At 73.9% G+C, this 21,681-nt stretch carries 24 protein-coding genes; 11 read left to right on the top strand and 13 right to left on the bottom strand.

What is annotated here, in order from left to right; all coding sequences use genetic code 11:
- Positions 1 to 53: 53 nt before the first annotated feature.
- From AB0J72_RS37170 to AB0J72_RS37160, 3 genes are all read left to right on the top strand, one after another.
- The gene (locus tag AB0J72_RS37170; RefSeq protein ID WP_363407443.1) at positions 54 to 938 is read left to right on the top strand and encodes a DUF1996 domain-containing protein; all 885 of its coding nucleotides are present in this window, start codon (positions 54 to 56) and stop codon (positions 936 to 938) included.
- Between the two features lie 264 nt (positions 939 to 1,202).
- Positions 1,203 to 1,493 (top strand): metalloregulator ArsR/SmtB family transcription factor, encoded by a 291-nt coding sequence (locus AB0J72_RS37165; RefSeq protein WP_363407440.1) that lies wholly within the window; start codon positions 1,203 to 1,205, stop codon positions 1,491 to 1,493.
- Positions 1,490 to 1,831 (top strand): VOC family protein, encoded by a 342-nt coding sequence (locus AB0J72_RS37160; protein WP_363407437.1) that lies wholly within the window; start codon positions 1,490 to 1,492, stop codon positions 1,829 to 1,831. Before AB0J72_RS37165 ends, AB0J72_RS37160 begins: the two co-directional genes overlap by 4 nt.
- On the opposite strand, the gene AB0J72_RS37155 is transcribed toward AB0J72_RS37160, so the two are convergent.
- From AB0J72_RS37155 to AB0J72_RS37145, 3 genes are all read right to left on the bottom strand, one after another.
- Positions 1,828 to 4,140 carry an Hsp70 family protein gene (locus AB0J72_RS37155; protein ID WP_363407434.1) on the bottom strand — a complete coding sequence of 771 codons (2,313 nt, stop codon included), beginning with the start codon at positions 4,138 to 4,140 and terminating at the stop codon, positions 1,828 to 1,830. The genes AB0J72_RS37160 and AB0J72_RS37155 overlap by 4 nt on opposite strands.
- A gap of 182 nt (positions 4,141 to 4,322) precedes the next feature.
- Entirely contained in the window at positions 4,323 to 4,634 is a 312-nt protein-coding gene (locus AB0J72_RS37150; RefSeq protein WP_363407431.1) for a hypothetical protein, read from the bottom strand.
- A 118-nt stretch (positions 4,635 to 4,752) separates the two neighbouring features.
- Positions 4,753 to 5,202: a DUF427 domain-containing protein gene (locus tag AB0J72_RS37145; protein ID WP_363407428.1), complete on the bottom strand. Its 450-nt coding sequence runs from the start codon at positions 5,200 to 5,202 to the stop codon at positions 4,753 to 4,755.
- A 50-nt stretch (positions 5,203 to 5,252) separates the two neighbouring features.
- Between AB0J72_RS37145 and AB0J72_RS37140 the strand changes: the two genes are divergently transcribed.
- Positions 5,253 to 5,729, top strand: coding sequence for a DUF4440 domain-containing protein (locus AB0J72_RS37140; protein WP_363407425.1), 477 nt, complete (start codon positions 5,253 to 5,255; stop codon positions 5,727 to 5,729).
- Here AB0J72_RS37140 and AB0J72_RS37135 read toward each other — a convergent pair.
- Both AB0J72_RS37135 and AB0J72_RS37130 read right to left on the bottom strand, forming a co-directional pair.
- Positions 5,719 to 6,180: an HAD domain-containing protein gene (locus AB0J72_RS37135; RefSeq protein WP_363407526.1), complete on the bottom strand. Its 462-nt coding sequence runs from the start codon at positions 6,178 to 6,180 to the stop codon at positions 5,719 to 5,721. The two genes, AB0J72_RS37140 and AB0J72_RS37135, sit on opposite strands and share 11 nt — an antisense overlap.
- A gap of 97 nt (positions 6,181 to 6,277) precedes the next feature.
- Complete coding sequence (locus tag AB0J72_RS37130) at positions 6,278 to 8,758, bottom strand: Hsp70 family protein (RefSeq protein WP_363407422.1); 2,481 nt, start codon at positions 8,756 to 8,758, stop codon at positions 6,278 to 6,280.
- A 125-nt stretch (positions 8,759 to 8,883) separates the two neighbouring features.
- On the opposite strand from AB0J72_RS37130, the gene AB0J72_RS37125 reads away from it, so the two are divergent.
- Together AB0J72_RS37125 and AB0J72_RS37120 are read left to right on the top strand one after the other, a co-directional pair.
- Complete coding sequence (locus AB0J72_RS37125) at positions 8,884 to 10,101, top strand: EI24 domain-containing protein (RefSeq protein ID WP_363407419.1); 1,218 nt, start codon at positions 8,884 to 8,886, stop codon at positions 10,099 to 10,101.
- The gene (locus AB0J72_RS37120) at positions 10,052 to 10,495 is read left to right on the top strand and encodes a hypothetical protein (protein WP_363407416.1); all 444 of its coding nucleotides are present in this window, start codon (positions 10,052 to 10,054) and stop codon (positions 10,493 to 10,495) included. Before AB0J72_RS37125 ends, AB0J72_RS37120 begins: the two co-directional genes overlap by 50 nt.
- 7 nt (positions 10,496 to 10,502) lie before the next feature.
- Here AB0J72_RS37120 and AB0J72_RS37115 read toward each other — a convergent pair whose 3' ends face one another.
- Positions 10,503 to 11,219 (bottom strand): sulfite exporter TauE/SafE family protein, encoded by a 717-nt coding sequence (locus tag AB0J72_RS37115; RefSeq protein ID WP_363407413.1) that lies wholly within the window; start codon positions 11,217 to 11,219, stop codon positions 10,503 to 10,505.
- Positions 11,220 to 11,241: 22 nt separating this feature from the next.
- On the bottom strand, positions 11,242 to 11,949 hold the full coding sequence (locus tag AB0J72_RS37110) for an AraC family transcriptional regulator (protein WP_363407410.1): 708 nt from the start codon (positions 11,947 to 11,949) through the stop codon (positions 11,242 to 11,244).
- A gap of 101 nt (positions 11,950 to 12,050) precedes the next feature.
- On the opposite strand from AB0J72_RS37110, the gene AB0J72_RS37105 reads away from it, so the two are divergent.
- A complete protein-coding gene (locus AB0J72_RS37105) occupies positions 12,051 to 12,569 on the top strand; it encodes a pyridoxamine 5'-phosphate oxidase family protein (protein ID WP_363407407.1) in 519 nt (172 codons plus the stop codon).
- Here AB0J72_RS37105 and AB0J72_RS37100 read toward each other — a convergent pair.
- Complete coding sequence (locus AB0J72_RS37100) at positions 12,532 to 13,332, bottom strand: alpha/beta hydrolase (RefSeq protein WP_363407404.1); 801 nt, start codon at positions 13,330 to 13,332, stop codon at positions 12,532 to 12,534. The two genes, AB0J72_RS37105 and AB0J72_RS37100, sit on opposite strands and share 38 nt — an antisense overlap.
- A 23-nt stretch (positions 13,333 to 13,355) precedes the next feature.
- Between AB0J72_RS37100 and AB0J72_RS37095 the strand changes: the two genes are divergently transcribed.
- Together AB0J72_RS37095 and AB0J72_RS37090 are read left to right on the top strand one after the other, a co-directional pair.
- On the top strand, positions 13,356 to 14,711 hold the full coding sequence (locus tag AB0J72_RS37095; RefSeq protein WP_363407401.1) for a serine hydrolase: 1,356 nt from the start codon (positions 13,356 to 13,358) through the stop codon (positions 14,709 to 14,711).
- 128 nt (positions 14,712 to 14,839) lie between these two features.
- Positions 14,840 to 15,379, top strand: coding sequence for a DUF3558 family protein (locus AB0J72_RS37090; RefSeq protein ID WP_363407398.1), 540 nt, complete (start codon positions 14,840 to 14,842; stop codon positions 15,377 to 15,379).
- Positions 15,380 to 15,412: 33 nt separating this feature from the next.
- Here AB0J72_RS37090 and AB0J72_RS37085 read toward each other — a convergent pair whose 3' ends face one another.
- Entirely contained in the window at positions 15,413 to 15,841 is a 429-nt protein-coding gene (locus AB0J72_RS37085) for a nuclear transport factor 2 family protein (protein ID WP_363407395.1), read from the bottom strand.
- Positions 15,842 to 15,928: 87 nt separating this feature from the next.
- Here AB0J72_RS37085 and AB0J72_RS37080 point away from each other — a divergent pair, with 87 nt between their 5' ends.
- Both AB0J72_RS37080 and AB0J72_RS37075 read left to right on the top strand, forming a co-directional pair.
- Entirely contained in the window at positions 15,929 to 16,300 is a 372-nt protein-coding gene (locus tag AB0J72_RS37080; protein WP_363407392.1) for a YciI family protein, read from the top strand.
- Positions 16,288 to 17,499, top strand: coding sequence for a sigma-70 family RNA polymerase sigma factor (locus tag AB0J72_RS37075; protein WP_363407390.1), 1,212 nt, complete (start codon positions 16,288 to 16,290; stop codon positions 17,497 to 17,499). The genes AB0J72_RS37080 and AB0J72_RS37075 overlap by 13 nt, the downstream gene beginning before the upstream one ends.
- 6 nt (positions 17,500 to 17,505) lie before the next feature.
- On the opposite strand, the gene AB0J72_RS37070 is transcribed toward AB0J72_RS37075, so the two are convergent.
- Genes AB0J72_RS37070 through AB0J72_RS37055 form a run of 4 tightly spaced genes read right to left on the bottom strand, consistent with a single transcriptional unit; the run spans position 17,506 to position 21,114 of the window.
- On the bottom strand, positions 17,506 to 18,288 hold the full coding sequence (locus AB0J72_RS37070; RefSeq protein WP_363407387.1) for a phosphotransferase: 783 nt from the start codon (positions 18,286 to 18,288) through the stop codon (positions 17,506 to 17,508).
- 44 nt (positions 18,289 to 18,332) lie between these two features.
- Positions 18,333 to 19,034 (bottom strand): FHA domain-containing protein, encoded by a 702-nt coding sequence (locus tag AB0J72_RS37065; RefSeq protein ID WP_363407384.1) that lies wholly within the window; start codon positions 19,032 to 19,034, stop codon positions 18,333 to 18,335.
- An 11-nt stretch (positions 19,035 to 19,045) separates the two neighbouring features.
- Entirely contained in the window at positions 19,046 to 20,329 is a 1,284-nt protein-coding gene (locus AB0J72_RS37060; RefSeq protein ID WP_363407381.1) for a VWA domain-containing protein, read from the bottom strand.
- On the bottom strand, positions 20,326 to 21,114 hold the full coding sequence (locus tag AB0J72_RS37055) for a protein phosphatase 2C domain-containing protein (RefSeq protein WP_363407378.1): 789 nt from the start codon (positions 21,112 to 21,114) through the stop codon (positions 20,326 to 20,328). The genes AB0J72_RS37060 and AB0J72_RS37055 overlap by 4 nt, the downstream gene beginning before the upstream one ends.
- Between the last annotated feature and the right edge of the window lie 567 nt (positions 21,115 to 21,681).

The following is a 21,681-nucleotide window of genomic DNA, read 5'->3' as shown; positions in this document are numbered from 1 at the left end:
CGTCGGGTTTCATCCCCATTGGAGATGCTCGATTCCACCGCCAAGGAGTTGCTATGAGCATCAGGTCCATGCTGCCCCGTGCCCTGCGAAGTCCGGCGCGGCGCGTCCTCACCGTCGCCGTCGCGGCGACGGTCATCGCCACCATCGGAGGGCTCGGCACCGCGGCCGCGGCGGACGACCCGCCCCGCACCCAGTACCACGAGATGCACGCCAACTGCACCGTCACCCACCGGCTCGGCGACGACCCCATCGTGTTCCCGGGGCTCGCCGGCGCCTCCCACAACCACTCGTTCATCGGCAATCCCGCCACGAACGCCAACTCGACCCCGGCGTCGCTGGTCGGCGGCGCCACCTCCTGCGAGGACCAGGAGGACGCGTCCGGCTACTGGTTCCCGACCCTGCTGCAGAACGGCAACCCCGTGCTGCCCGACAAGCCGACCGTGTACTACAAGTCCGACGTCAAGGACTACCGCACCGTCAAACCGTTCCCGGCGGGCTTCAAGCTGCTCGTCGGCGACGCCCGCACCCCGGACGCGGCGCACTTCACCGGCAACTGGCAGTGCCCGGGATACAAGGGCAACGAGATCCCCGCGTCCTGCCCGTCGGGCTCGTCGCTGGTCGTCCGCATGACGGCGCCGAGCTGCTGGGACGGCGTACACCTCGACACCGCCGACCACAAGTCACACATGACGTGGCCGGTCAGCGGGGTGTGCCCGGCCACGCACCCGGTGCCGCTGCCGATGCTGGAGATCAAGCTGCCCTACAAGCTGCCCGGCGGCAACACGTCGAACCTGGCGTATTCGTCGGGGGCCAGCTACACGTTCCACTACGACTTCATGAACGGGTGGGACGCGGCACGGCAGGCGTATCTGGTGACCTACTGCATCAACGGCGGGCGCCAGTGCAACGGCTACGGGGAGGACCCGAATAAGCCCTGATGAGACGGGCCCGGAGGCGCGACCGGCCTCCGGGCCCCATCCGGCACGTGTTCGTTGGCGACCCGGGGAATCCGGTCGCCATCGTCGCTCGGGGCGGCATCCCCGGCGTCGCTCCGGAGGCCCGGCCCGTCCGGGATGCGGCGGTGGGTCCCCGCGGGGCGGAGACGCGGTCACGGTGTTCCTGTCGGCGTCGGCGGCTGCGGTACGGACGGCGCGCCGCCAACGGCGCTTGACTATTTCGGGTTGAGACGAAATAGTCGGGGCGTGACGGAGGACGACGCTGATGAGGTGTTGCGGGCGTTCTCTCATCCGGCGCGGCGGGAGATTCTGCGGCACTGCTGGCACGAGCGGCAGTCGGCGGGGGCGCTCACGGCCGCGTCGGGACTCGCCGCGGCCAGCGTGTCGGAGCATCTCAAGGTGCTGCGCAAGTGCGGTCTGGTGACGCTGCACAAGGAGGGCACATTCCGGTGGTACAGCACCGACCGGGCCCGTGTGGCGGACCTCGCCGCCTGGCTGCATGACTTTCCCGATGCCACGCTCGAGGAGCAGCCATGACCAGCCCGATCGTCCACTTCGACATCCACGGCGCCGCGCCTGAGAGCGCGCAGCACCAGTTCTACGCCGGCCTCTTCGGCTGGCAGGTCAGCCCGCGCGGGCCCGGGTACGCGCAGGTCAGCACCGGCGAGGGCGGCCTGCGCGGCGCGCTCGTCGACGCCGAGACGCCCTCGGTCACCGTGGGCGTGGCCGTGCCCGACCTCGACGCGGCGGTCGCGCGGGCCGTCGCGCTCGGCGGCGCCGTGACGATGCCGCCGACCGACAACGGCTGGGTCGTCAAGGCGCAGGTCACCGACCCGTCCGGCAACCCGGTGACGCTCATCCAGGACCGGGCCTAGGAGATCGCCGCCACCAGCTTCGGGAACGTGCCCTTCCCCACCTGAATCAGGCGGCTCTGCAGGTCGCGGACCTGCGCGTCGGTGAGGGCCTTCCCGCCCGCGCCGACGATCAGCGTGATGGTGCAGACCAGGTTCGAGTCGACGCCGACGAGCGTGAACGTCGGCGCGGCCGGCTGCTGCAGGTCGGCGTAGGTGAACGCCTGCTCCCCCACGCCCGGGACGTCGGTCACGGTGCCGTTGAGCGCGGCGGAGTCCCGCAGCTGCTTGGCGACAGCGGAGCCGGAGGCCAGGTCCTTGTAGACGGTCGGCATCGCCATCACCGACGCCGTCGTCACCGTGTTGCCCGACTTGTGCATCCGGCTCACCGTGCAGGAGGCGGTCCCGGCGTACGTGTTCAGGTTGCGCGACGGCGTCGGGTCGCCGACGGCTGCCTCGTACTGGCTGGTGATCGCCGTCAGGTCGATGGTGGGGCAGATGTTCTGGGGCAGCTTCGTCATCTGGAACCTGCCCGGCCCGCTCGCCTGCCCGCCCGTCGTCGAGGTGCCGCCCGGCCCGCCGCCGCCGCCCTTGTCGCCGTTCTTGAGCAGCACGTACGCGACCACGCCGCCACCGAGGAGCAGCACGACGACGAGGATGAGCCCGAGGCCCACCGCGATCCCGCCGGCCCGGCCGCCGCCGCCGCTGGCCGGACGCTGACCCGGCGGCTGCCATCCGGGTGCCGCCGGTGGCAGCGGGGTGGGCGTCGCCGACGGTGGCCCGCCGGGCGTCGCGGACGTGGGCGCGGACGCGTACGGGCTGGCGGACACCGGCATCGGCGCCGGTCGCATGCCACCGGCGACGGTGGAGTCAGGGAACGCGGCGGCGGGCATCCCGCCCGTGTACGCGCCGGTGTCGTAGATCCCCGTCGTCGGCGGCGCCGAGGTCGGGCGCCCCGGGAACGGCCCCGTCGCGGGTGGACCCGACGTGGAGCCTCCCGGGAACGGCCCCGTCGTGGGCGCACCCGACGTCGGCCCTCCCGGGAACGGCGCCGTCGTCGGCGGACCCGCCGCCGGGCCTGCCGGGAACGGCGCCGCCGAGAACGGGGTGCCGGACACCGGGGCGCCGGTGGTCTGGTGGCCGGGCTGGAACGCGACCGGTGCGGGCGAGGCCGGCGCCGCCCCCGGGAAACCGTGCGCACCAGTAGGCTGCGTCCCCGCCGGCTGGAACGGCTGCTGGCCCGGACCTGGCCGGTTCGGCGTCGCGGGCAGGCCGGACACCGGGGATCCCGGGACCGCGCCGGCCGGGCTGCCCGTCGCATGCAGGGCGCCTTCGGCGACGACGAGCTCCGGCTGCTCGGCGACGATCGGCGCGATCCCGATCGACTCGTGCAGCATGGTCGCCACGAGCGGGATCCGGCTCGACCCGCCGACGAGGAACAGCCCCGCGATCGCCGACGCCGGCACGGCCGCCTCGGTCAGCAGCGACCTGGTCATCGAGACCGTCTGGCGCAGCACCGGCCGGGCGAGCCCCTCCAGCTGCTCGCGTCCCAGCGGCACCTCCTTGCGGAGCGCGGGCACCATGACGACCGTGCCGCTGGCCCGCGACAGCATCTCCTTCGCCGAGCGCACGTCGTCCCACAGCTGCCGGCGGCCGGCCGCGTCGGACCACAGCGTGCCGTACGTGGCCTCCAGGAACGCGACGACCGTGGCGTCCACGTCGAGCCCGCCGACGTCGTTGAGCCCGTCGGACGCGACCGGTTCGAAGCCGTGCGGCGACCGCCGGAGGACGGTGACGTCGCAGGTGCCGGCGCCCAGGTCGTACACGACGACGCAGGCCCCGACTGGCACCTCGCCGCCGCGGGTGGCGGCCAGGTAGGTCGCCGCCGCGACCGGCTCGCCCACGAGGTCCACGTCGGCGAACCCCACCTGCCGCGCCGCGTCGACCAGCACCGCGCGCCGGCCGGCGCCCCAGTTGGCCGGGTGCGTCAGCGTGACGGCCGTGACCGGCCCGGCGACCCTGGCGGCCTCCGTCGCGACCCGCTGCAGCACCGCCGCCACGAGCTCCCGGACGCCGACCTCCGCGTCGCCGAGCAGCACGCTGGTGTCGTCGACGCGCCGCTTCGGGTTGGGCTCCAGCCGCTCGGGCGCGCTGCGCGCCAGGTGCGCGGCGTCCCGGCCCGTGTGCAGCCTCCCGTCCGGCCCGAGCAGCACCGCCGACGACAGCAACGGCGACCCGTCGAACAGCAACGGCTGCACCCGCCCGTCGGGCCGCCGCAGCATCGCGATCGTCGTGGACGTGCCGAAGTCGACCCCGAGCCGGAAACCTGTCACGGTCGGCGAGCCTAACCGGTCCCACCACCCGGCGGTCGCCGGACTGTCCCCCACCTGACGCGGCGGAACAGTCCCCCACCGGACACCGCGAAAGGTTCTGGCGCAGATTCCGGATGCGGTTACAGCGCGTGCTGTGTCGCCTCAGAAGGTTAGGTTGATCGAGTGGGTTCACTCGAGGCGGGCTACCGCGAGAAGATGCTCAAGAGCTGTGCAGGGCGGGTGGCCCGGAACGGGTGCAGGTACCGGCGTACGGTCTTGTCACTGCCGCGATAGCCCATGGCAGTGATCTCTTCGCTGAGGCGGGCAGCGTCGGTGTGCCCGGCGTCGAGCCGCTCGTTCAGACATGGCTTGAACCGATCGAACAGGCTGCCGCGGTTGCGGGCCTTGGCCAGCAGCTCATCGAGGCTCTCCGCGCGGGCGAAGCGTTGCACGGTCTTGCGGTCCAGCCGCAGGGCGCGGCGGATCTCCGAGATCGACTCGCCATCGGCGAGCATCTGTTGGACCGCCGCGTACGCAACTGCCCCACCGGACGCCGCGGCTGTCCCAAGGGGCACCGCGAGAACTGCCTCCACCGGCCACCCGAGGTCACGTCCAGGGGCCTCGACCGCGCTCCTACCAGCCGAGCGTGCCGGGGCCTCCCTTGATCGGGCCGGTGATGTCGCTGGTGAGCCAGCCGCCGTAGAAGTCGCCCGGCTGGGGGGTGACCCGCTCGCCGTCGACGGTGCACTCGTCGAACCTGGACGGGTAGAACGCGAGCATGCCCCGCAGTGCCTCGTAGCCGCTCGACGGCTCCTCATACGACCACGCGCCGCCGGCCACCCCCGCGACGTCCCAGTAGGTGGCGACGCCCTTGAACTCGCAGAACGTCTGGTGCCGCGTCGGCTGGAGGGGCACCGCCACGTCGGCGGGCGGCACGTAGTACACCGGAGGATGCGACGTCTCGAGCACCCGCAGCGCCGCACGCGTGTCCGCGACGACCTGCCCCGCGTGCCGGACGACGATGTGCCGCGCCGTCCGCTCGACCCGGGGAGGCCTTGGATAGTCCCACACCGACTCCGTCATACCCCCATCATGCCGCCCAGGTACGACAGAAAACCCGGTAGCGTGCGGGAATGGCGACCGACCGGGCGGATCTGCTCCGCGAGCTCAACGGCGACGTGTGGCAGCCGCTGCGGGCCGCGTACGCCGCCCGGGACGCCGAGGCGTTCCTCGCCCTGCACGCGCCCGACCTGATCCGCGCCAGCGCCACCAACCACACGATCTTCGGGCTGGAGCGGTACGCGGCGCAGGTCAGGCCCTGGTTCGCCGGGCTGGCGGCGCGCGGCGACCTCGTCGAGATCACGTTCCGGTTCACCGAGCGGCTCGTGAGCGCCGACCTGGCCGGCGAGCGCGGCGTGTTCAGGATCGTGCTGCAGCCGATCGGCGGCGATCGGATGGTGCTGTACGCGCGGTTCCACACGCTGTCCCGGAAGGTCGACCTGCGCTGGCGGATCGCGGTGGACTACGACACCAACGACGGCGGGTCGGTCGACGCCAAGGCCTTCGACGCCGCCGTGGCGGAGGGCGACGTGGAGCGGTTCACGGGCTGAGACGCCCGAGCCACGCCGCCACGGCATCGACGTCGGCGCGGGTGAGGCCGTGCCGGGCGTCGACGGCGTGCAGCAGGGCCGGGGCGGGGTGGTGGGCGGCGACCCAGTCCCGGTCGGCGGCGCCGATCTCGTCGTCGAGCCAGGCGAACGGCCGGCCGGCCGCGAAGGCCACGAGCCCGGGCGTCTTCCAGTGCACCCGGCCCGGCGGGTCCTCGTCGGGGAAGTCCACGACCGGCAGCCGGGGCAGGCCGAGCCGCGGCGCGACGACCTCGTTGGCGTCTTCCATCCACGTGGTCGCCCAGACCAGCTCGCACGGCAGCGCCGCGAGCCAGGTGCCGTGGGCGGGATCGAGGCGGGACAGCAGCGGATTGCCGCCGCCGGTCGCCGGGGCGGAGCGCGCAGCGACCGCACCGAACGGGATCAACGGACCGTCGACGTCGAGGAACAGCACCGGCAGCACCTGGGCAGCGTAGCCGCGCGGCGAGGCGCGACAAACGGCCGCAGGCCCATGACCCGCCTGCCCCGCCGAAAGCGGGCCAGGGGGCTCCTCAGCGGCGGATCGGGTGCAGGCGGATCATGCCTCGGCTGTCGCCGGTGGCGAGCCAGGCGCCGTCGGAGCTGAAGGCGAGCGCCTGGATCGGGGCGCCGGTCGGGCCGGTGGTGGCGATCCGCCGGCGGGTGCGGGCGTCGAGCAGGACGACCCGGCCGGTGGCGTCGCCGGAGGCGATGAGAGCGGCGCGCTGGTCGTACAGGAGCGACGTGATCCGCGCGGTGTGGCCGAGGTCGCCGGCGGTGGCGGTGAGCGTGCCCGCGGCCGGGTCCCACAGCTCGACGACGGCCGCGCCACCGGTGAACGCGGCGACCGCCAGGACCCGGCCGTCGGGGCTGAACGCGAGGCGGGTCGCGGGGCTGGTGGTCAGCGCCGCCAGGCGGTGGCGGCCGGCGACGGCGTGGACCTCGACGGTGCGGTCGTGCGCGAACGCGGCCCACCGGCCACCGGGGTCGAGCACGGCGTCGGCGGTCGTGCCGGCGGCGGGGTCCGGCTGCTGGTCGAGCGGGCCGAGCTCGGTGCCCGCGGCGAGGTCCCACAGGCGGTAGCTCCCGCCGGCGAAGCCGACCGCGACCGGGGTGCCGCCGCTCTGGAAGGCGATGTCGGCGATCCCCGCGGTCGGGCGCTCGGCACCGGTGGTCGCCGGGACCGCGGTCGTCGCTCCGGTCGCGGTTGCCGCGTCGGTACGCCACGTGCGGCCGGACTCGTAGCCGCCGGACGCGAACGTGGTCCCGTCAGGGCTGAACCGCACCGCGCGGACGGGGTTGGTGTGGCCGGTGAGCGGGCCGCCGCGCTCGGCGTGGCCGGCGACGTCCCAGAGCCGGACGGCCGAGTCGCCACCGCCGGACAGCAGGGTGGCGCTGTCGGGCGCGAACGCGAGAGCGAGGATCGCGCCGCCGTGGCCGGGCAGCTCGGTGGCGGCGCCGAGCCCGGTGGCGGGGGTGGCGTCGGAGGTGAGGCCGCTGGTGGGGGCGGCGCCGGCGGGCTGCTCCTGCCGCGACGGGCTCGGGCCGGGCCACCAGGCGGCGACCGCGGCGACCCCCGCGGCGAGGGCGGCGAGGGCCGCCCACACGCCGCCGCGGCGCACCCAGTCCGCCACCGTGCGCGCCGGCCGGACCGCCGGGCCGACGGGGTCGATCACCGGCTCGCCCTCCCAGGCCGGCTCCGTCAGCGGCAGCGGCTCGAACACCACCCCGTCGAGCGGCAGCCGCGGCTCCGGCAGCCCGGCGGTCGCCGGCTCCGGCAGCACGAGCCCCGGCGGCAGCGCGTCGAACGGCGCCGTCGGCGGCACGTCAAAGAGCACGTCAAAGGGCACGTCAAAGGGCACGTCGAACGGCGCGTCGAACGGCACGCTCGGCTGCCGCTGGCCGGGAATGTGCGGGTCCGCAGGCAGGTCCGTGCGCGGGTCGCCGGGCGGCCGCGCGTGCAGGCTGCCGGCGGCGACCACGAGCTCCGGATGGTCCAGGACACTCGGCGCGATGCGGGTCGCCCGGTGCAGCAGCGTCGCCGCGAGCGGCACCCGCGAGCCGCCGCCGACGAGGAACAGCCCGGCGACCTCGCCGGTGTCGATGCCGGCCGTACGAAGGGTCCGCAGCGTCACCTCGACGGTCCGCCGCAGGTACGGCAGCGCGAGCGCCTCGAACTCCTCCCTGGTCACGTGGATCGTCGCGGCCGCGACCGGGATCCGCAGGTCACCGGTCGCGTGCCGGGACAGCTGCTCCTTGACCGCCCGCGCGCCGTGCCACAGCTGGTGGCGGGCCTCCTGGTCCGGCTGGGTCTGCGGCCGGTCCAGCCGCTGCCACACCGCGGGCCCCGCGGTCTCCCGGGCCAGGCCGACGACGGCCGCGTCGAGGTCGAGGCCGCCGACGTCGGCGATCCCGGCCGACGTGACGACCTCGAAGCCACCGCCGGTCGCCCGGACCGCGCTGACGTCGAACGTGCCGGCGCCCAGGTCGTAGACGACCAGGCACTGTCCGGGCGGGAGCTCCTGCCGCAGGGTGCCGGTGAGGTACGCGGCGGCCGCCACCGGCTCCGGCACGAACCGGACGGCGCCGAGCCCGGCCCGCTCCGCGCTCTCGGCGAGGACGGCGAGGCGGGTCGGTCCCCAGGTCGCCGGGTGGGTCAGCACCACGGTCGGCGGCCGCACGCCGGTGGACCGTTCGGCCTCCACGGCGACCCGGCGCAGGACCGCGGCGACCAGGTCGACGACGGTCACCTCCCGCTCGCCGAGCAGCACCGTCCGCTCGTCGACGCGGCGCTTCGGGTTGGGCTCGTACGCGGCGGGGAACGCGACCGCCGCCCGCTCCGCGTCCGCGCCGGTCAGCAGGTCGCCGCCGGGAACGGCGAACACGGCCGAGGACAGCAGCGGGCTCGCGTCGAACAGCAGCGGCCGGGCGACCCCGTCGGCGCCGGCGAGCATGGCGACGGTGGTGGAGGTGCCGAAGTCGATGCCGAGCCCCGCCGCGCCGTCCGTCACCACCCGATGACCTTACGAAGTCATGGCTGTTCAGCGGTACACACGAACGAGGTACCCTGCGGGCCGGCCCGGCGAGCCGCTACGCTCTGCGTCTTGTCGCTCCCCCGCCGACAGCGAAGAGGCACGTCTTGGACGAACAGCTGCGCCCGCCGGCCGCGCCGTACGCGGCGCCCTTCGTGCCCAGCCCTTCGCCGGGCCCTTCGCCGGGCCCTTCGCCGGGCCCTTCGCCGGGCCCTTCGTCGGACGCTTCGTCGGATCTGGAATCGCCCAGCGGGGTCCGGGGCGACCGGCTCGCCCAGGCCGCGGCGCAGGCCGGGCAGGCCGCTCAGGTCGCCGCCCAGGCGGCGCAGGTCGCGCAGGCCGCGGCGCAGGCGGCCGCCGTCCGGGTCGCCGGCGCCGCCGGGACCGCGACCCGGCACACCGTCGCCGGCGCCAAGCGGGCCGCGAGCAGCGTCGGCCGGTTCTTCATCGGCATCGGCTTCTTCTGGCGCGGGCTCGCGCTCTTCGTCCGCAGCCCCCGGCTGTGGCTGTGGGCGCTGCTGCCGGTCGCGCTGACCGCGGTCTGCCTCCTCGGCGTCGAGAAGGGCGTCTCGATGGTGATCAACGCCGCCGTCGACTGGCTGCTCGGGTTCGTCGCGAGCTGGCCGTCGGCGCTGCGCTGGGCCCTCGGCTGGGTCATGCGGTGGGTGGCCGAGACCGCGTTCCACCTGCTCATCACGGCGCTGACGGTGCCGGTGACGATGTTCTTCGGCGCGTTCTTCCTGCCGTTCATGACCCGGAGCGTGGTCGCTCTGACCGGCGGCGGCGTCACCCCGCCGTCCTGGTGGCGGGCGTCGCTGGTCTGCCTGCGCCAGACCGCCGTCGTGACGCTGGTCCTGCACGTCGGCTGGCTGGTCTTCCTGCCGTTGCTGCTGCTGCCCGGCTTCAACATCGCCGTCGCGTTCGGGGTCGGGCTCTTCTTCAACGGCTTCCTCGTCGGGGTCCTGGTGCTCGCCGTGTCGCTGCACCACCACGGCGTCCACGGCGCGAAGCAGCACCTGCGGTTCGCGTGGCGGCACCGCTCGTACGTCACCGGCTTCGGCATGATGAGCGTGATCGCGCTGATCCTGCCCGTGCTGTCGCTGCGGTTCCTCGTCATCGTGCCGATCCCCGAGATCTTCGCCGCGCCCGGCGCCGTGCTGTACCTGCTCACGGCGCCCGCTGTGCTGGTCGGCGCGGTCCTGCTGCACCGCCGGATCCTGGCGTCCACGCCGCCCCCGCAATGGGTCGATCCGGGCCTGCGGTACGGTCAGCGCCATGTCGGCAGTGGCCACCTTCAACTCCCTCAAGGCAGCTTCGGTCCCTGAGTTCACCCGCGATCCCGCGGCCGTGCTGGAGAAGCTCGGCACGCCGCTGCGCGTGTCCTTCGACTGGTCGGCCTACGTGATCCTGCCGGTGCTGGAGCTGCTCGGCGACCGCGGCATCACCCTGCACACGTCCGACTACGACCAGCTGCTCGACGACGTGCCGGAGGACGACGACAAGTTCACCGTCCTGCTGACCCCGGGGCACCGCTCCTTCCTGCCGAGACTCGACCCCGACACCTTCGGCGACGCGGAGTTCCGCGACCGGTTCGCCGAGGACCGCATCGACATCGACCCCGCCGACGCGGGCGCCGCCGGGCGTGACGTCATCGTCCTGCTCCACGACTGCGTCGCCGACGTCGCCGACGACGAGGTCATCGTCATCCGCATCGGCTGAGTTCCGTTCACCAGAACCGCAGCGCGTAGACGACCGTCAGCACGGACCCGCAGGCGATCACGGCCGCCCGGACCGCGCCGGCCCGCATGACACCGGCGGCGCGCCCGCCGAGCCATCCGCCCGCCAGCGCGCCGGCCAGCATCGCCGTGGTCTCCGGCCACGCGACGATGCCCGTACCGGCGAAGACCACCACCGCCGTGAGGCCGGCCGCCGAGGCGAGGACGTTCTTGCGGGCGTTGACCCGCCGGGCGTCGGTGCCGGCGCCCATCGTGAGCAGCGCGCTGAGGATGACCCCGAGGCCCGCGCCGAAGAAGCCGCCGTACACGCACGCGACCCACAACGACAGGCGGCCCGCCTCCCCGCGGAGGCGCAGGCGGGGCGCGGCGGCGAACAGGACGGTGCCGGCGGCGACGAGGACGGGCACCGCCGCCTGGAACTGCCGGGCCGGCAGGACCAGCAGCAGCAGCGACCCGGCCGCACCACCGGCGACCGCGACGGCGACCTCACCCCGGAGCCGGCGGTCGGCGGCGGGGCGGCTGTCCCGGTCGGCGACGGCGGCGGCGAGGTGACTGGGCGAGAGCGCCACGGCGTTGGACGCGTTCGCCACGACCGGTGGCAGGCCGGCCGCCATGAGCGCCGGGAAGGTCAGCAGCGTCGCCCCGCCGGCCAGCGCGTTGACGACGCCACCCAGCAGTCCCGCCCCCAGCAGCACGATCAGCTCCACGCCGCCGATCCTGGCCGCTTCGTCACCACCTGTCTGGAACGAAAGTGCGGTACCGCCCCGGCGTCGTGCCGAACACGGCCCGGAACTGCCGGCCCAGGTGGCTCTGGTCGGCGAACCCGGACCGGGCCGCCGCCTCGGCCGGCGCCATTCCCGCCCGGAGCAGCCGCCGCGCGACGTTCAGCCGGGCGACCACGCGGAACGCGTGCGGCGTCATCCCGGTCTCGCGGGCGAACCGGCGGATCACGGCCTCCCGGGACAGCGTGAACCGTGCGGCGAGCGTCCGCAGGTCGGCGTCCGTGCCCATGACGGCCGCCGCGAGCGCCGTCGGCCGGGCTCTGCGGCCCGGGACCGGCGCCACTGCCAACACCGCTGCCAGCACCGCGCGCAGCGCCGCCGCCATCGCCGGTGGCGGCAGCCGCTCGACGCCGGCCGGCACCGGCACGACCACCGGCGCGGCGCCCTCGAACACGCCGGCCGGCAGGTACACGTTGACGCTGTCGTCACCCGCCGCCATCGGCGCCGCGGCGTGCGCCAGGAACGCCGGGACGACGATCGCGTGCCCCGCCTCCGCCTCAACGGGCCCGGCGGGACCGCCGAACGCCCGCCGCCCCGACGTGACCACCGTGACCTGCACGGCGTCGTGGAAGTGCGCCCCGATCAGCAGCGGCCCGGCCCCGATCGTGCGGGCGACCTCGATGTCCCCGATGCTGCTGTACCGCCACTGCCGCACCGCGCCACCCTAGTTCAGAAATTCGTGTGCTCCGGATGTCGAGAACGCCCGGCCGGCTCCGTCCCAGAGCGACCGACGACGCTGACCAAGGAGCGACCACCATGCGACCCACCGAGATCACCGAGATCCTGAACCGGCCGATCAGCCAGGAGCTGCTGTCCCGCGACCTGTGCCGCCTGGCCTACATCGCCAAGGACGGCACGCCGCGCAGCATCCCGATCGCGTTCACCTGGAACGGCTCGGAGATCGTCATGTGCACGTCGACGAACGCCCCGAAGCTCCACGCGCTGCGCGCCAACCCGATGGTCGCCCTGACCGTCGACACCGAGGTCCACCCGCCGAAGATCCTGCTCGTCCGCGGGCGGGCCGAGCTGGACGTCGTCGACGGCATCCCGGACGAGTACCTGCAGATGAACGGCAGCTATGCGATGACGCCCGAGCAGCGCGTCGAGTGGGAGGCCGAGGTCCGCTCCCTCTACGACGGCATGGTCCGCATCGTCGTCACCCCGACCTGGGCGAAGCTCATCGACTTCGAGACCACCCTGCCCTCCGCCGTCGAGGAGCTGGTCCACCGGCGCGCGGTCAGGCGAGCCGCCGCAGAAACGAGCGCAGCAGGGTGAGCCAGGCGCCGGGCTGGTCGAGGTGGACGTCGTGGCCGGCGTCGGGGACGACGACGTGGTCGACGCCGGGGCGCAGGGCCAGCATCCGCTCCACCTCGCCCTCGGGGCCGGTGCCGGCCGCGCCGCGGACCAGCAGGGTCGGGGCGGTGACGGCGGCCCAGTCGTCCCAGCGGGCCTCGCCGGCGACGCCCCTGATCGCCGCGGTCATCACCGCGCCGTCGAAGCGGGGCCAGAAGGCGCCGTCGCGTTCCTCCAGGTCGGCGGCCCAGGCGGCGGCGAGGGAGCGGCCGCCGAGGAACTCGACCGCGGCCTGTCTGGTCGGGAACGGCACCGGCCACGACGCGAACCACGCCTCCAGGCTGCTCGGGTAGTCGCCGTCGTCGCCGCCGACGCCGCCCTCCAGCATCAGCAGGCCGCGGACCCGGTCGGGGTGCCACGCCGCGACGAGCATCGCGGTGTGCGCGCCCATCGACTGGCCGGCCAGCACGGCCGGGCCTCGAGCGAAGGCGTCGAGGACCGCGAGCACGTCCTCGACGTAGGCGCGGCGGGACACGTCGGCGGGGTGGCGGGTCGAGTGCCCGTGGCCGCGCTGGTCCGGGACGATCACCGTGTACGAGTCGAGGAGCCCGAGCGCGGTCGGCTCCAGCTCGGCGGCGCTGCCGGCCAGGCCGTGCAACAGGACCACCGGCGGACCGTCACCGCCGGCGAGGGCGGACAGGGTCACGTCGGCGCGGGTCACGGTCACGCGTCGTAGAGCCGGCATCGTGATCATCGTAGGCTCTCATGATGACCGCATCCATCGAAGGGTTCCTCGGCGCGGCGGAGCGGCTCGGCGTGCACAGCTTCGTGCTGCTGCGCGGTGGCCGGACCGTCGCGGAGGGCGCGTGGCACCCGTATGAGCTCGACCAGCCGCAGACGCTCTACTCGCTGAGCAAGAGCTTCACGTCGACGGCCGTCGGCCTGGCCGTCGCCGACGGGCTGCTGTCCGTCGACGACCTGGTCGAGGACCACCTCCCGGGCAGGGACCTGCGCGGCATGCGGGTGCGGCACCTGCTCACGATGACCACCGGGCACGACAGCGAGTCGGGTGACTCGATGGCCGCGGACCCCGACGACGACTGGGTCCGCGGGTTCCTGAGCCACCCGGTCGTGCACGAGCCCGGCACCCGGTTCGTCTACAACAGCGGCGCCACCTATGCGCTGTCGGCCATCGTGCAGCGGCGCACCGGCGAGACCGTGCTGGACTACCTGCGCCCGCGGCTCTTCGAGCCGCTCGGCTTCGGGCCCGCCACCTGGGAGACCTGCCCGCGCGGGATCGTCACCGGCGGCTGGGGGCTGACGCTGCGCACCCGCGACCTGGCGGCGTTCGGGCAGCTGTGCCTGCAGCGCGGCCGCTGGCAGGACCGCCAGCTGGTGCCGGCCGAGTGGATCGACGCGGCCACCGCCGAGCAGGTCCCCAACGTGGACCCGACCGGCTCGCAGGAGTCCCTCGACTGGCAGCAGGGTTACGGTTTCCAGTTCTGGCGGTGCCGGCACGGCGCGTACCGGGGCGACGGCGCGTTCGGGCAGTTCATCGTGGTCTCGCCGGGGCTGGACACGGTCGTCGCGGTCACCTCCGGCACCACCGACATGCAGGCCGTGCTCGACGCCGTCTTCGCGCACCTGATGGAGGCGCCCGCCGCGGACGTGCCGCCCCTGGCGCAGCCCGCGCTCACCGGCACCGCCGAGCCGCGCGCGGACCTTCCGGGCCGCTTCCACACCGCCGACCCACCCGCACCGCCCCGCCGTCACCATCGTCCGGAGATCGACCAGCCTTCCCGGATTGTCGGTTTCGCCGTGGTACGAGCGGCGAACGGCTGGCTCGCGGAGCTGCACGACGAGCACGGCGTCCACCGGTTCGCGTGCGAGCCCGGCCGCTGGACCTCGTCGACCATGACCACCTCGGACGGCGTGGTCAACCCGGTCGCCACCACGGGTGCCTGGCTCGGGCCCACCACGTTCGAGCTGCGGGTCTGCCACACCGCGGATCCGGCGACCCGCTCGTACACCGTGGAATTCGACGACACGGGCGCCACCATCGCCCCGTCCGACTCGGTCGGCTTCGAGTTCACCGAGCACCCGGTGGTGCGCGCCAGGTCGTGAAGGTCCCGGAAAAGTGCCAGGTGGCTCCGTTGCGGGGGCGGCGCGATCGTTGATCCGTCAGGGTCAAGTGCAACCGATCGCGCCGCCCCTTCTCGTCGTTCCTTCGCGTCGTCCCCTGAGGAGCCGTCATGCGCCGCCTTGCCGTCACCGCCGCCACCGCCCTGCTGACCGCCGCGACCCTGACGGGGTGCGGCGTCCTCGACAAGGCCACCGACACCCCGACCCCCACCGGCGGCGCGGCCGCCGCCGCGTCGAGCGTCCCCACCCCGACCTCCACCCCCACCAAGTCGGCTGCCGCCGTCAACCTGCCCGACATCTGCACCCTGCTGACGAAGGCCGACGTCAACCGGCTCACCGGCCAGCGGGTCACCCTCATGACCAACGAGGGCGGCGCGACCTCCGGCGCCCGCTACTGCCAGTGGCAGCTCAGCTCCGGCCAGCTCGACGTGACCGTCAACATCGAGACCCGCGACCAGTTCGACGTGCAGAACAAGGACGCCAAGCAGGTCGACGGCATCGGCGAGGCCGCCTACTCCCTCGCCGGCCACCTGTACGTCTACGCCGGCGGCAAGGTCGTCGACGTCTACGCCACCTCCGCCTCCACCGACGCCGCCAACCTCAAGGTCGAGCAGCGCACCGCCGAGGCCGTCCTCCCGAAGCTGGCCTGACCCCCCCCAGAGCTCCCCAGGGTCCCCGCCGGCTCAGTCGGTGGGGGTCAGCCCGGTCGAGGCGCGGAACGAGCCGTCCATCTCGAACGGCACCGACTCGTGCTCGTGCGTCACCAGCCAGCGCCCGTCGATGCGGCGCAGCCCCAGCGTCACCCGGAACCACAGGCTGAAGCTCTCCGTCGAGCCGCGGGGCACGGCGGTCAGGCAGTCGAGGCTGGTCGCGAACGCCACGTCGCCATCCGTGGTGATCTCCAACCGGGTGACCTCGCGGCGCGGCGGCGCCTCGAAGGTGGCCATCCAGGCCTCCACCACGGCGGGGTCGCGGCCGTCGCCGGGCTGGCGCAGGGGCGGGGCCAAGTTGAACTCGACGTAGCCGGGCGCGTAGTGCGACAGGATGGCCTTGGCGTCACCGGTCTGCAGCAGTGCGGCCTTGCCCTCGATGACTTCCCGGATCTCGTCCATGACGGGTCCTACCTTTCTCTCTTTCCCGGGATGTCGAAGCCGGGCCGGCCGGTTTCGACATCCCGGTGAGAGCGAAGGGGAGAAACCATGAAGTACATGATCCTGATCCAGTCGAACCCGCAGTCCCTCGCGGTCTGGGAGACGCTGACCGACCAGCAGCAGACCGACCTGGGCCTCGGTCACCTGCGGCTGACCGAGGAGATGCGCGAGGCCGGCGTGCTGGTCGTCAGCGAGGGGCTGGGCGACCCGGCCCTCGCCACCCAGGTCTCGGTGCGCGACGGCAGGACGATCACCTCCGACGGCCCGTACGCCGAGGTCAAGGAGCACCTCGCCGGCTTCTACCTGATCGACGTCGCGGACCTCGACGAGGCGGTCGCCTGGGCCGCGAAGGCGCCGGACGCCGCGTACACCCGGGTCGAGGTGCGCCCGGTCCTCGACATGAGCGAATGGGAGCTGTGACCGGGCTGCCGGACCTGTTACGCGAGTGCGCGCCGCAGGTCCTGGCCGCCGTGGTGCGCCGCTACGGCGACTTCGAGTCCTGCGAGGACGCGGTGCAGGAGGCGCTGATCACGGCCGCCCGGCAGTGGCCGGAGACCGGCGTACCGGAGCATCCGCGGAACTGGCTGATCACCGTGGCGAGCCGCCGGCGGGTGGAGCTGCTGCGCAACGAGACGGCCCGCCGGCGCCGCGAGGAGGCGGTCCAGCACGAGCCCGAGCCGCAGGTCCGCGGCGACGACGAGCTGGCGTTGCTGCTGCTCTGCTGCCATCCCGCGCTGAGCGTGCCGGCGCAGGTCACGCTCACCCTGCGGGCGGTCGGCGGGCTCAGCACCGCGGAGATCGCCCGGGCGCTGCTGCTGCCGGAGGCCACCGTCGGCCAGCGGATCAGCCGGGCCAAGCAGCGGATCCGCGACACCGGCACCCGGTTCGAGCTGCCCGAGCCGGGCGAGCTCGGCGAGCGCCTCACCGCGGTCCGGCACGTGCTCTACCTGATCTTCAACGAGGGCTACACCGCCAGCTCCGGCGACGCCCTGAACCGGGTCGAGCTGACCCGGGAGGCGGTCCGGCTGACCCGGCAGCTGCACCGGCGCCTGCCGGACGACGGCGAGGTGGCCGGGCTGCTCGCGTTGATGCTGCTCACCGACGCGCGCCGGCCCGCGCGCACCGGGCCGGACGGCACGCTGGTCCCGCTCGCCGAGCAGGACCGGCACCGCTGGGACGCGGCCGCGATCGCCGAGGGCGTCGCGATCATCACCCACACGCTGGCGCGGGCCCCGATCGGCCCGTTCCAGCTGCAGGCCGCGATCGCGGCGGTGCACGACGAGGCGGCCCGCGCCGAGGACACCGACTGGCCGCAGATCCTCGCCCTGTACGGGCTGCTGCACACCCTCGCCCCGAGCCCGATGGTCACGCTGAACCGGATCGTCGCGCTCGCCATGGTCGACGGCCCGGCGGCCGGGCTCGCCGCGCTGGACCGGGTCGCCGGGGATCCCGTGCTGGCCCGGCACCACCGGACGGCGGCGGTGCGGGCCCACCTGCTGGACCTGGCCGGCGACCGGGCCGGGGCGCGGGAGCAGTACCGGCTGGCGGCGCGACGCACGCTCAGCCGGCCCGAGCAGCGCTACCTGGAGTCGCGGGCCGCCCGGCTCCCCTTCGGATGAAGGTCGTCAGCGGCCCGGGCGCTGCCAGAAGTCGTCGGGCAGGGCGGCGGTCTCGGCGCCGGAGCGTTCCAGGTCGGCGGCCCAGGGAAGCATCGCCTGGAAGGGCGGGGCTCCGGTGGCGGCGAGCTCGCGGATCACGGCGACGTTGCGGGCGACGCGGTTGAGGATCGCGGTGCGGATCGGCGAGCGGTCGGCGGGGTACCCGTACGCGTCGAGAAGCAGGTGGAAGCGGTGGCGGCGGTCGGGCTGCGTGGGGAAACCGACCTGTTCGGTGAGGTCCGCCGGGAACAGGGGGACCCAGGTCAGGGCGGAGAAGGCGAGGTCGTCCTCGGCCGGGCAGGGGCTGGCGGTGTCCCAGTCGACGAACCCCACCAGGGTGTCGCCGGACCAGACGACGTTCCACGGCGACGCGTCCAGGTGGCCGATCAGGAGGTCCGGCTGCCAGGGGCGGCCGGTGAACCAGACGGCGTCCGCGGGCGGCCGGAACGCCGCCGTCACGGTGTGCAGCTGCCGGAGCCACCCGCCCACCTGGCGGAGGGCCTCGTCGGAGCGCAGCCAGGCCGGCCATGGGCGGGGGTCGCCCAGGGTCTCGCCGGGCAGGAACGTCAGGCGTTCGCGGCCCTGGTCGTCGAGGCCGAGGGTGCGTGGCGCACCGGCGAAGCCCGCGTCCTCCAGATGCCGCAGCACCGTCTGTACGGTCGGTGTCCACGGCTGGGCGGGGCGGCGGACCTCGTCGCCGACGCGGACGGCGCCGAAGCTGCGTCCGCCGGGAAGCCGGTGTTCGGTCATCCGCCGGTTCTACCGCGCCCGGGACGGCCACCGCGACCGAATAATCACGGCAGCGGGGTCGCGTGCAGGGTGATCCTGGTGAACGAGCCGACGTGGATGTGGTCGCCGTCGGCGAGCGGGACCGGCTGCTCCGGCTGGATCGGGTCGTCGGCGCCGTTGACGAACGTGCAGTTGGCCGAGCGCAGGTCGACCACCGCCCAGGTGCCGCCGGGCTGGGAGACGAGCAGGGCGTGCAGGTGGGAGACGGCGACGTCCTCGGGCGGGCCGGCGAGGTCGATGTCGGGGTAGCTGCCGCGGGAGCGGCTGCGGCGGCCGATGAGGACCTGGTCGCCGGTGAGGGGGAAGCGGCGGTCGGGGCAGAAGCGCGGGTACGCGATGGTGGGGTCGGCGCCGTTCCATGCCTGGACGCGGTCGAAGTGGGCGCGGTCGGCGGAGACCACCACGTGCCAGCCGGCCGGCTCCGATGCCTCCGCCTCCGGGACCTCCGGCAGCGCCGCCTCCGCCTCATCCTGCGGCGCCGCTTCAGCGACCGGCGGCGGGGCGGCGGACGGGACCGCCAGGGTGTCGTAGCCGTCGACCTCGCAGAAGCGGCCGGTCAGCGGCGTGCCGCACTCGGGGCACACCGCCGGCCGCTGCGGCGAGGCCACCACCGGCGACGGGGGCGACGGGGGCGGATCCATGGCCGCGCCGCACTCGTCGCAGTAGTCGGTCGTCTCCGACTCGTGTCCCTTCGGGCAGACGGCCACGGTGGTCTCCTTCAGTTCGGGCGTACGCGCGTCGTCTTGCGGGACCCGAGCGACGCGATCTCCGCGTCGATGTCGACGTCCTTGTTCTCGGACCGGCGCTTCAGCTGCACCGTGCCGGTCACGGCGTCCTGGACCTCGACGACCCGGGCGAGCAGCTGCACGGTGTCGGAGCGGCCGGACTCGGTGGCCAGCTGGACGGCGCGGCCGAGGCGGGCGGTCGCGGTGACGGTGTCGCCGGCCTCGCGGGCCGCCAGACCCTCCTGGATCGCGGCGGCGAGCTCGGCGGCGCCGGTGTAGTGCGCGACGCGGCGGTTGAGGCGGGTCGACTTCTCGTCCTCGTCGGTCCAGACCGCACGGACGAGGCCCTTGGCGAGGACCTCGTCGCCGCGCACGACGCTGACCCGGGCGGCGAGCTTCTCCTCGCCGAGCACACCGATCGTGCCGGGGTCCAGCTCGACGGAGAGGTGGTAGTCGCGGCTCTCCGCGCCCCACGCGCCGATCGGGTAGTCGCCGACGCGGGCGCTGACGTCGGTACGCCGGGCGGTGAGGTCGAGGATCTCGGGGTGGACCTGCTTGACGAAGCGGATCGTGGCACCTGCGGGGGTCCACACGCGCAGCGTGACGCCGGCGACGGTCTTGCCCATCGCGGCCTCGATCATCGAGCGGAAGTCGGCCTCGAGGCCCGCCGGGTCCTTCATGCCGTCGGCGGTGCCGAGCAGCGCGTCGGCGACCTTGATCAGCTCGGCGGCGCTCCAGTTCTGCCCGACGCCGCGGCTGTCGCAGACGAACAGGCCCTTGCACTGCTCCAGGGCCGCGTCGAACGTGCGGGCCGACTCGCCGTTGCGGCCGTCGGTGAGCAGGATCGCGTGGCGGATCTCGGCGCGGTCGGCGAGGAACAGCTCGCGGGCCAGGGTGAGCCAGGTGCCGATCTGGGTGCCGCCGCCGGCCTTCAGGTGCTTGATCGCGCCCTTCGCCGCGGCCCGGGTGGCGGGCCCGGCGACGGCGAGGGCCTGCTGGTCCGGGTACACCATCTGGGCCCAGTCCGTGCCCGCGACGACCGCGAACGCCACCCCGTCGCGCAGCGTGTCGACGGCGACCGCGGCGGCCTTGCGCGCCTGCACGAGCCGCTCCCCGCTCATCGACCCGGAGCAGTCGATCATGATCACCTCGGCGGCGGGGGCACCGGAAGCCACCCCCAGACCGCCGCCGACCGTGACGGTGACGACCGCGTCGGCGACCGTGGCACCCACCGGCAGGTACTCGTTCTGGAAGACTTCCGCTACGACGTCGGTCATGGCCGGGCCTCTCCTCGGTCTGCTGAGTGGATCGGGACGGCGGCGACGGTGATGTTGTCCGCGCCGCCGGCGTCGCGCGCGAAGGTGGCCAGGGTGCGCGCCAGCTCCCTGGCGCCGATCGTGCCGTCGATGTCGTCGCTCCAGGTGGTGTACCGCGTGAGCCCGTCACTGGCGAGCAACAGCACGCCTCCCGCCTCCGGCCGCAGGGTGACCAGGTGCGGGTCCCCGGCCGGCGCGTCGGCGCCCAGCCACCGGGTGAGCGCCACCGCCTGCGCCGACAACCGCAGCGCCGCGGCGTCCACGCCCGCGGCGGCGAGCTGCCCGGCGAGGGAGTCGTCGACCGTGAGGCAGCGGGCGCCCCCGTCCGCGTCGAGCCAGTACGCGCGACTGTCCCCGACCCACCCGACGGTCACCTGCCCGTCCTCGACGACGGCCGCGAGGAACGTGCAGGCGGGCGCGTCGACAGGCACCGTCGCGAGCTCGGCTACGGCGCCGGACGCCGCCCGGTACGCCCCGGCGATGTCCCCACCGCCGACGAGCACCCCGATCGCCTCGACGACGGCGACGGTCGCCGCGGTGTCGGAGTCGGGCGAGCTGGAGACCCCGTCACAGACGACGACGGCCCGCCGCCCGCCGGCGACCCCGATCGCGTACGCGTCCTCGTTGCGCCCCTTGCGCAACCCCCGATCCGTGACGGCCGCGACCCCGGGCAGCTCGTCCTCGGCGTGGTCGAGGCCGACCGTCCGCCGCGCCCCGCAGGCGTCGCAGTAGCCGTCCTCACCCACCGCTCCCCCGCACCCGCCACAGGGCCCGTCACCAGCCTTCGACGACCGCCAAACACCCCCGGCCGCCGCCCCACCCATACGCCGATCAATGTGACCCGCGTCCAATTGACCAACGTCTGCGCGAGAGGCACCCAGGACAGGTTCAGACCCCTGCCCAGACACACGCTGATCAATGTGCTGTAGATCAAATTGACCAACGTCTGCACGGGAGGCACCCAGAGCAGGATCAGACCCCCGCCCAGACACACGCTGATCAATGCGACCCGCGTCCAATTGACCAACGTCTGCGCGAGAGGCACCCAGGACAGGATCAGACCCCCGCCCAGACACACGCTGATCAATGCGACCCGCGTCCAATTGACCAACGTCTGCACGGGAGGCACCCAGGACAGGATCAGACCCCCGCCCAGACACACGCTGATCAATGTGCTGTAGATCAAATTGACCAGCGTCTGTGGAAGTGACGGCAGGAGCAACCGACGCATCCGATCGGCCAGCGTCCGCGGGAATGGCAGGAGCAACCGACGCATCCGATCGGCCAGCGTCCGCGGGAATGGCAGGAGCAAC

It is taken from the genome of Dactylosporangium sp. NPDC049742, from assembly GCF_040674675.1.
Lineage (GTDB): Bacteria > Actinomycetota > Actinomycetes > Mycobacteriales > Micromonosporaceae > Dactylosporangium > Dactylosporangium maewongense.
This window is presented reverse-complemented; position numbering and strand designations above follow the sequence as displayed.

Excerpts from the sequence above, each read along its gene's own strand:
- AB0J72_RS37170 (WP_363407443.1), top strand. The coding sequence starts at position 54 with ATGAGCATCAGGTCCATGCTGCCCCGTGCCCTGCGAAGTCCGGCGCGG.
- AB0J72_RS37160 (WP_363407437.1), top strand. The coding sequence starts at position 1,490 with ATGACCAGCCCGATCGTCCACTTCGACATCCACGGCGCCGCGCCTGAG.
- AB0J72_RS37150 (WP_363407431.1), bottom strand. The coding sequence starts at position 4,634 with ATGCTCGCCGATGGCGAGTCGATCTCGGAGATCCGCCGCGCCCTGCGG.
- AB0J72_RS37145 (WP_363407428.1), bottom strand. The coding sequence starts at position 5,202 with ATGACGGAGTCGGTGTGGGACTATCCAAGGCCTCCCCGGGTCGAGCGG.
- AB0J72_RS37140 (WP_363407425.1), top strand. The coding sequence starts at position 5,253 with ATGGCGACCGACCGGGCGGATCTGCTCCGCGAGCTCAACGGCGACGTG.
- AB0J72_RS37120 (WP_363407416.1), top strand. The coding sequence starts at position 10,052 with ATGTCGGCAGTGGCCACCTTCAACTCCCTCAAGGCAGCTTCGGTCCCT.
- AB0J72_RS37105 (WP_363407407.1), top strand. The coding sequence starts at position 12,051 with ATGCGACCCACCGAGATCACCGAGATCCTGAACCGGCCGATCAGCCAG.
- AB0J72_RS37100 (WP_363407404.1), bottom strand. The coding sequence starts at position 13,332 with ATGCCGGCTCTACGACGCGTGACCGTGACCCGCGCCGACGTGACCCTG.
- AB0J72_RS37095 (WP_363407401.1), top strand. The coding sequence starts at position 13,356 with ATGACCGCATCCATCGAAGGGTTCCTCGGCGCGGCGGAGCGGCTCGGC.
- AB0J72_RS37090 (WP_363407398.1), top strand. The coding sequence starts at position 14,840 with ATGCGCCGCCTTGCCGTCACCGCCGCCACCGCCCTGCTGACCGCCGCG.
- AB0J72_RS37085 (WP_363407395.1), bottom strand. The coding sequence starts at position 15,841 with ATGGACGAGATCCGGGAAGTCATCGAGGGCAAGGCCGCACTGCTGCAG.
- AB0J72_RS37080 (WP_363407392.1), top strand. The coding sequence starts at position 15,929 with ATGAAGTACATGATCCTGATCCAGTCGAACCCGCAGTCCCTCGCGGTC.
- AB0J72_RS37075 (WP_363407390.1), top strand. The coding sequence starts at position 16,288 with ATGGGAGCTGTGACCGGGCTGCCGGACCTGTTACGCGAGTGCGCGCCG.
- AB0J72_RS37070 (WP_363407387.1), bottom strand. The coding sequence starts at position 18,288 with ATGACCGAACACCGGCTTCCCGGCGGACGCAGCTTCGGCGCCGTCCGC.
- AB0J72_RS37060 (WP_363407381.1), bottom strand. The coding sequence starts at position 20,329 with ATGACCGACGTCGTAGCGGAAGTCTTCCAGAACGAGTACCTGCCGGTG.